This window comes from Pseudomonas fluorescens, from assembly GCF_902497625.1.
In the GTDB taxonomy this organism is placed as follows: Bacteria; Pseudomonadota; Gammaproteobacteria; order Pseudomonadales; family Pseudomonadaceae; genus Aquipseudomonas; species Aquipseudomonas fluorescens_BQ.
Genome location: NZ_CABVGX010000080.1, coordinates 1 through 7,285, shown reverse-complemented (window position 1 = coordinate 7,285; position 7,285 = coordinate 1). Strand labels below are relative to the sequence as shown.

Below are 7,285 nucleotides of genomic sequence, written 5' to 3'. Positions count from 1 at the left end.
CCCGTCACCACAGGAAGCCCTCATCACAGGCAAGCCCTGTCACGCAAGATCAGCGAAGTGAGCAGCAGATACATTGTGGTGAGGGGGCTTGCCCCCGTTGGGTGGCGAAGCCGCCCCAGAGCAGTCATCGAGGGGAATCAGGTGTACCGGGTTCAATGGTTTCACGACTGCTGCGCAGCCGAACGGGGGCAAGCCCCCTCACCACAGAAAAGTCCCACCACCACAGGAAGCCTTCATCACCGAAAAGTCCCCATCACCACAGGAAGCCCTCACCACAGAAAGTCCCATCACCACAGGGAGCCCTCACCACAGAAAAGTCCCACCACCACAGGGAGCCTTCCTCACCGAAAAGTCCCCATCACCACAGGAAGCCTCATCACGGGCAAGCCCTGTCATGCAGCGATGTGAGCAGCAGATACATTGTGGTGAGGGGGCTTGCCCCCGTTGGGTGGCGAAGCCGCCCCAGAGCAGTCATCGAGGGGAATCAGGTGTACCGGGTTCAATGGTTTCACGACTGCTGCGCAGCCGAACGGGGGCAAGCCCCCTCACCACAGAAAGTCCCATCGCCACAGGGAGCCCTCACCACAGAAAAGTCCCATCACCACAGGGAGCCTTCATCACCGAAAAGTCCCCATCACCGCAGGAAGCCCTCACCACAGAAAAGTCCCGTCATCACAGAGGAGCCCGGTCACCACAGAAAGCCTTCATCACAGAAAAGCCCCATCACCACAGGAAGCCCTCGCTACAAACAAGTTGCCCGGTCATAGAGCGTCAACCTCAGCAAACCCTCCACACCCCATGACGATGCACCAATGCTGTGCAATAATCCGCGCCGTTTCACTTGCGAAAAATCCTACGCATTACAGGTAATGCCCCTCCGCAAACTGCTGTTTTACCGAGAGTTCTCGCTAAATGTTGTGGTTTATAGAGTGAAAAACCCTGTGCGAAGCTTTTTATACTGCACGCCCCGCTGATCTTGCAGGTTTTGTCCTACAAGACGGTGCTGCCCACGAAGCCGCACCGGTTTCACACAGGCAAATGGCTTACCGGCCTGCACCTGGACACTCGGTGGTCATATCCAATAACAAGACGAGGTTGTACCCCTATGCCAGTCGGCAATCATCTGCCCCACGGCGAAACCGCTCAGGGCGGCCCGCTTAAACGCGAACTCGGCGAACGGCATATACGCTTGATGGCGCTCGGTGCCTGTATCGGCGTCGGTCTGTTTCTTGGGTCGGCCAAAGCCATCGAAATGGCCGGCCCGGCCATCATGCTGTCCTACATCATTGGCGGTCTGGCGATTCTGGTGATCATGCGCGCGCTCGGCGAAATGGCCGTGCACAACCCGGTTGCCGGCTCGTTCAGCCGTTACGCTCAAGACTACCTTGGCCCCTTGGCCGGTTTCCTCACCGGCTGGAATTACTGGTTCCTGTGGCTGGTGACCTGTGTTGCCGAGATCACTGCGGTGGCGGTGTACATGGGCGTCTGGTTCCCCGATGTGCCGCGCTGGATCTGGGCGCTCGCTGCCTTGATCAGCATGGGTTCGATCAACTTGATCGCGGTTAAGGCCTTCGGCGAATTCGAATTCTGGTTCGCCCTGATCAAGATCGTCACCATCATTGCGATGGTCATCGGCGGGATCGGCGTGATCGCGTTTGGCTTCGGCAACGACGGCGTTGCCTTGGGGATTTCCAATCTCTGGGCCCACGGCGGCTTCATGCCCAACGGCGTGCAAGGCGTGTTGATGTCGCTGCAAATGGTCATGTTCGCCTACCTCGGCGTCGAGATGATCGGCCTGACCGCCGGCGAAGCGAAGAACCCGCAGAAAACCATTCCAAATGCGATCGGCTCGGTATTCTGGCGGATTCTGTTGTTCTACGTTGGTGCATTGTTCGTGATTCTGTCGATCTACCCGTGGAACGAAATTGGCACGTCCGGCAGTCCGTTCGTGATGACTTTCGAACGTCTGGGCATCAAGACCGCGGCCGGCATCATCAACTTCGTGGTGATCACGGCTGCACTGTCCTCCTGCAACGGCGGCATTTTCAGCACCGGGCGCATGCTCTACAGCCTGGCGCAGAACGGTCAGGCACCGGCCGGTTTTGCCAAGACTTCCAATAACGGTGTGCCACGTCGTGCCTTGCTGCTGTCGATTGGCGCGTTGCTGCTGGGTGTGCTGCTCAACTATCTGGTGCCGGAAAAAGTCTTCGTCTGGGTGACCGCTATTGCCACCTTCGGCGCCATCTGGACCTGGGTGATGATCCTGCTCGCCCAGCTGAAATTCCGCAGAGGTCTGAGCGCCAGCGAACGTGCCGGCCTCACCTACAAGATGTGGCTGTACCCGGTGAGTTCGTACCTGGCGTTGGCGTTCCTGGTGGTGGTAGTCGGCCTGATGGCGTACTTCCCGGACACGCGCGTTGCGCTGTATGTCGGCCCGGGGTTTTTGGTGCTGCTGACGGTTTTGTTCTACGTGTTCAAGCTGCAGCCGACCAATATTGCGCAAGGTGCGGTGCGTTCGGCTTCGTAAATTGAAGGGTTGAAATTCGAAAAACCCCGGTCGTTGTGACCGGGGCTTTTTTTTTCTGGCGGCGTTCCGGCGAAGGGGCCAACCCATTCTTATGGGTACTTACGCTTATCCGGTGCCGGCGGGAAATACTGATACAACCAGGTCTCGCTCAACGTCCGGTCATTGGTGCGGATGAACAGCCGCAATTCCACCGGCTCGACACTGTCACTGGTCGGGTACCAGTCGAACAGAATCCGGTAGCCCTTGATGTCGTCGAGCACCAACACGCTGAAATCCTTGACCTCGCCGTGGGAGCAGGTGACCACCGGTTCAATGCCCGTACCTTCGGGCAGGCGATCCAGACCACCGCCATTGAAGTCGACGGCAAAGCGGCGCGCCCACACCGGCGGATAATGCTCGCCCGGTGCCCAACCTTCGACAAAGCCGCCCATGCCCGAACGCGTCGCGTGAACCCGCGCCAATGGCGTACCCACCGGCGGTAGCGCGCTCCAGTAAAGCTTGTAGCCGTAATTCAAGGAATCGCCGGCTGCCACTGGTTTTTTCGGCGTCCAGAACGCGACGATGTTATCCAGCGTCTCGCCGGTGGTAGGAATTTCCAACAGATCGATAGAGCCTTCGCCCCATGCGGTTGTAGGTTCTACCCATAAGCTTGGACGCTTGCTGTACCAATCGACGGTGTCCTGGTAGTTGGCAAATTCGTGATCGGTCTGCACCAGACCGAACCCTTTCGGGTCGGTGTCGGCGAAGGCGTTGAACTGCAGGGTGGCCGGGTTGTTCAGCGGGCGACAAATCCACTCGCCATTGCCTCGCCACATCGCCAGGCGATCGGAATCGTGGATCTGCGGATGAATCGTGTCGCACATGCGCCGCTCGTGGGTGCCGCAGCTGAACATGCTGGTCATCGGCGCGATGCCCAATTGTTCGATCGCGGTACGCGCGTTGATGTGGGCGTCGACAGCCATGACGACCTGGCTGGCCTGGCAATCGATATCAAAACGGTAGGCGCCGGTGGCGCTCGGTGAATCGAGCAGGGCATAGACGACAAAACGGGTGCTGTCTTTATCCGGAGTCTCAAACCAGAACTTGGTGAAGTCGGGGAATTCCTCACGCTTTTTGGCGTACGTGTCAATTGCCAGGCCACGGGCCGAGAGGCCGTATTGGCCAGTGGCGTCGACTGCACGGAAATAACTTGCACCGAGGAAAGACAGCACATCATGCCGGTCCAGCTCCGGCGCCTTGAACAACTTGAACCCGGCAAAACCCAGGTCACCCTTGAGTTGTTTGGTGTCGACCGTGGTTTTTTCGTAGTTGAACAGGGAAGGGCGAAAGTGCACTTCGCGGGATTGATGCGTTTTCGGATCGACGCTGTACATGCGCACCGGCTGCTTGAAACCCATGCCGACGTGGAAAAACTGCACATCCAGCTGCCCTTTCAAATCCTTCCACAAGGAATGATTGCCATCGTAGCGGATCGCATTGAAATTCTGCGGGGTCATGGTCGCCAAGGTAGGCGGCAGCACTTGCTTGGTGTCCAGGTAACGCTTGCCGGCGAGTTCTTTGGCTTGGGACTTGAGCGTTTGAAAGTCGAACGCTTGCGCCTCGCCATCAGCGGTTCTATCACCGGCCCATGCCCGGGCAGCCAGCAGGCCGGAAGCGGACAAACCGGTGTAGGCGGCAATGGCCATGGAAGCTTTGAGCAAATTCCTGCGGTGCATAAATAACAACCTGTCGTGAACAATCCCGCGCCGTTCCTGGCACGTGCTGGATCAGATATGGAGGTTCGGACATGCCTTCGGCCAAACGTAACGGACTTTAAACAGATGCCGAATAGCTTAAACGGTTCGCTCAGGGAGAATAATTGGTTGATGGCTGGGTGACGGCGTGGCAATGAAACAAGACATTTCAGGGTAAAGTTTCTGACATCCTCTTCTGATTTTGAGGGCATTTCTGCTTTTTTCGACTAATTACTCTAAAAACTCCTTTTCAGCGCCGGGATACTTCCTATTCTATGGGCATGACCGGTTTCTGCCCTCAGGCCGGTGGGGTTCAGTTGGCACCAGATCGCTGCTGAAAAATGGAAGGGCGATGCGGTATTTAAAGTCATCTCTAACAGATAGAAGGACATCGTCCATGTCGAAAGTACAAGGCTTCACCCAGATGTTAGGAATTTTTCCCTGCCTGGCGACTGCTCGGCGAAGGCGCCGTTTGAATTCAGAGGAAGTGAAGCTGCTTGAACGCTATCGCGAGTTGTCGGAGAGCGACCAGATAGCGATGCGCTATCTGGTGGACGCCATGCGCAGTGTTTCGCGCTTCTGAGGCGTCAGTGAGTTGGCCGCGACGAGCGTCGCGGCCAACACTTGAATGGTGCCTACGGTTCAGCCGATCTCTCCGACCGCGCGATACGCTTCATCGATCGCTGCGTGCGCATACGCGCTCCACGCGGCATCCGAATTGGCAATGCTTACACGCCCAACCGGCTTACGCGCCAAATCCATCAGTCTTTCGCTTTCATCGGAATTGTCGTACAGGCTGTTGGAGAAGTATGCATAGCCGTGCGACCAGCGATTGACCGTAATGGCCAGAATGTCGGTTTCATGTTTGAAGCCTCCAGGGCCGAGCATGCGTTGCAACTGATCGCGCAGTTGCGCCTCCAGCTGTTCAAAAGACTGGCCGTACAGGCGACCACGTCCGGCACGTGCCTGGTCGCGGGCGTTCATTCCGCTGTTGGGGCTGGTAGGCACGTAAACCATGTGCAAACCGATGGGCTGTTTTGGATCTGCGGGGTGATCGTAACCGCCCATGCTCACCGGGTAATCGAGCTTGATACGGCTATAAGGCTGGGTCGCCGCGTAGATCTCGTGCACGCCCAGTTTCTGGAACGACTCCCAGTTGCGGATCACCACTTTGGTGTACACCAGCGGAAATTTCACGTTCTGGCTCAGGGCGTGGGACTGCTCGGCGGACAGGTCGCGCAGCAAGTACGGGATGATCATGTTGTAGCAAGCCATGATGCAGTGTTTGCCGCGCACCTGGCTGAGTTGGCCGCCACGGCTGTAGCCGACGTTCACGCCGTTGCCTACATTGCGCACGCTGACTGCGGTGCTATTGAGACGGATGTGCACCGGGGCGTCGGGTTGGTCAAGTTTGGCGTAATCGAACGCGGCGAGCACGATATCGTCCATCGTGTGCCCCGGCGCCACCGACGGGATCAGGCTGCGCACCAGCAGACGCGCGAGCGAGGCATTACCGTCAGGGAAGTGGTAGATGTAGGGTTCTTCCATTTCCGCCCGGGCTTCTTCACTGATCGGCTGCAGATTCATCGCGCTGAAGCCTGGAAAACCGACTGAATAAGCGTCGGACGCGGCAACGGCATCAATGCTCAAAGCCATGAAATCATTGGTACGGCTTTGGAAGTATTTCACTGCCTGAGCTGACAGCCCGACGTCCTTGAGCAGGAAATCCTGATAACTGGTGGACTCCAGATGCGCGGTTTTCTCCTCGAGGGTTTTGCCGGCGAGGTAATCCCTGGGCGTCGAGTGCAGGGCGATCAGGGCAGCGCGATCGCTTTGTGGCAACGGGAAATCGTTGATGAAATCGGCGATGGAGCGTGCGTGCAATTGGTCAGGTGCGATGTCGTCAGCCACCATCGGCGTGGGGTCGCCACTGACCAGTTTGTCTTCGCCGAAGTTTTCCTTGTCGAAAAACACCGCGCGCGACAGGCCGAGGTCGGGGTAGAACTGACGATCAAAGGCCGTCTCGAAGCGTTTGATGTTGACGCCGAGTTTTTTCAGCAAGCCGTTCACTTCTTTGCTGAAAAGATGAGCCGGTGACTGAAAGGCTTCACTGCCGCCATAGCCGATGATCGTGCGGCCACTGGCAGAAAACTCGTTGCGCTTGGCATGACCGCCGAAATCGTCATGGTTTTCCAGAATCAGAATGCGCGCCTTCGGGTGCTTCTCACGGTAAAACCAGGCGGCTGACAGACCGCTCAGGCCGCCACCGACCACCACCAGATCGTACTCTTCACTGATCGGCAGCTTGTCGGTATCGAAAACCTTCTTCTCCCAGCCGAGCTGGTGTGCGATTTCGAACGAGCCAACGTGGCTGCCACGCAGGCCGGTGAGTGCGGGTGGGTAATAACGCCCATCGGGTGCGGCCTGAAGAATCTGCAGCGGGGTCAGGCCTGCGGCGATGGTGACTGCAACGCCGTTGAGGAAGTCGCGGCGGGTGATATCCATGTTCAATCCTTGTGGGTGTCTTGGGGCGCTCTGGTGCAGGGGGGGAGGCGTCATCGCCAGCAAGCCGGCTCCTACAGGTATCGAGTCAAATATCAGTCATCTGAACGACACAAATCCTGTGGGAGCGAGCTTGCTGTGGGTGCAAAGCCTGCTCGCGATGATGGTGCTTTTAGCTGGCTTGCCGCTCAACACTTGCCGCTTGCCGCTTTCTTCAGTGCTTAAACATCACATGCCGCACCACGGTGTAATCCTCCAGCCCATACATCGACATGTCCTTGCCGTACCCGGAAGATTTCTGACCGCCATGCGGCATTTCGCTGACCAGCATGAAATGCGTATTCACCCAGGTGCAGCCGTACTGCAGGCGCGCCGACAAGCGATGTGCGCGGCCGACATCGGCGGTCCACACCGATGACGCCAGGCCGTAATCGGAATCGTTGGCCCAGCCCAGCACCTGCGCTTCATCGGTGAATCTGGTCACCGACACCACCGGGCCGAACACTTCGCGGCGAACGATTTC

At 57.7% G+C, this 7,285-nt stretch carries 5 protein-coding genes; 2 read left to right on the top strand and 3 right to left on the bottom strand.

All coding sequences use genetic code 11. From position 1 onward, the window contains the following. Window positions 1-1,105: 1,105 nt before the first annotated feature. The gene (locus F8N12_RS26870; RefSeq protein WP_150583082.1) at window positions 1,106-2,527 is read left to right on the top strand and encodes an amino acid permease; all 1,422 of its coding nucleotides are present in this window, start codon (window positions 1,106-1,108) and stop codon (window positions 2,525-2,527) included. 89 nt (window positions 2,528-2,616) lie between these two features. Here the strand turns inward: F8N12_RS26870 and F8N12_RS26865 are convergent, their stop codons facing one another. Beyond that, window positions 2,617-4,242: a glucan biosynthesis protein D gene (locus tag F8N12_RS26865; RefSeq protein ID WP_150583081.1), complete on the bottom strand. Its 1,626-nt coding sequence runs from the start codon at window positions 4,240-4,242 to the stop codon at window positions 2,617-2,619. 415 nt (window positions 4,243-4,657) lie between these two features. On the opposite strand from F8N12_RS26865, the gene F8N12_RS26860 reads away from it, so the two are divergent. Continuing rightward, entirely contained in the window at window positions 4,658-4,843 is a 186-nt protein-coding gene (locus F8N12_RS26860) for a hypothetical protein (RefSeq protein ID WP_150583080.1), read from the top strand. A 59-nt stretch (window positions 4,844-4,902) separates the two neighbouring features. Here F8N12_RS26860 and F8N12_RS26855 read toward each other — a convergent pair whose 3' ends face one another. Together F8N12_RS26855 and F8N12_RS26850 are read right to left on the bottom strand one after the other, a co-directional pair. Next, entirely contained in the window at window positions 4,903-6,765 is a 1,863-nt protein-coding gene (locus F8N12_RS26855; protein ID WP_150583079.1) for an NAD(P)/FAD-dependent oxidoreductase, read from the bottom strand. Between the two features lie 211 nt (window positions 6,766-6,976). Beyond that, window positions 6,977-7,285 (bottom strand): aldehyde dehydrogenase family protein (locus F8N12_RS26850; protein WP_150583078.1); only part of this gene is annotated, 309 nt, incomplete at its 5' end.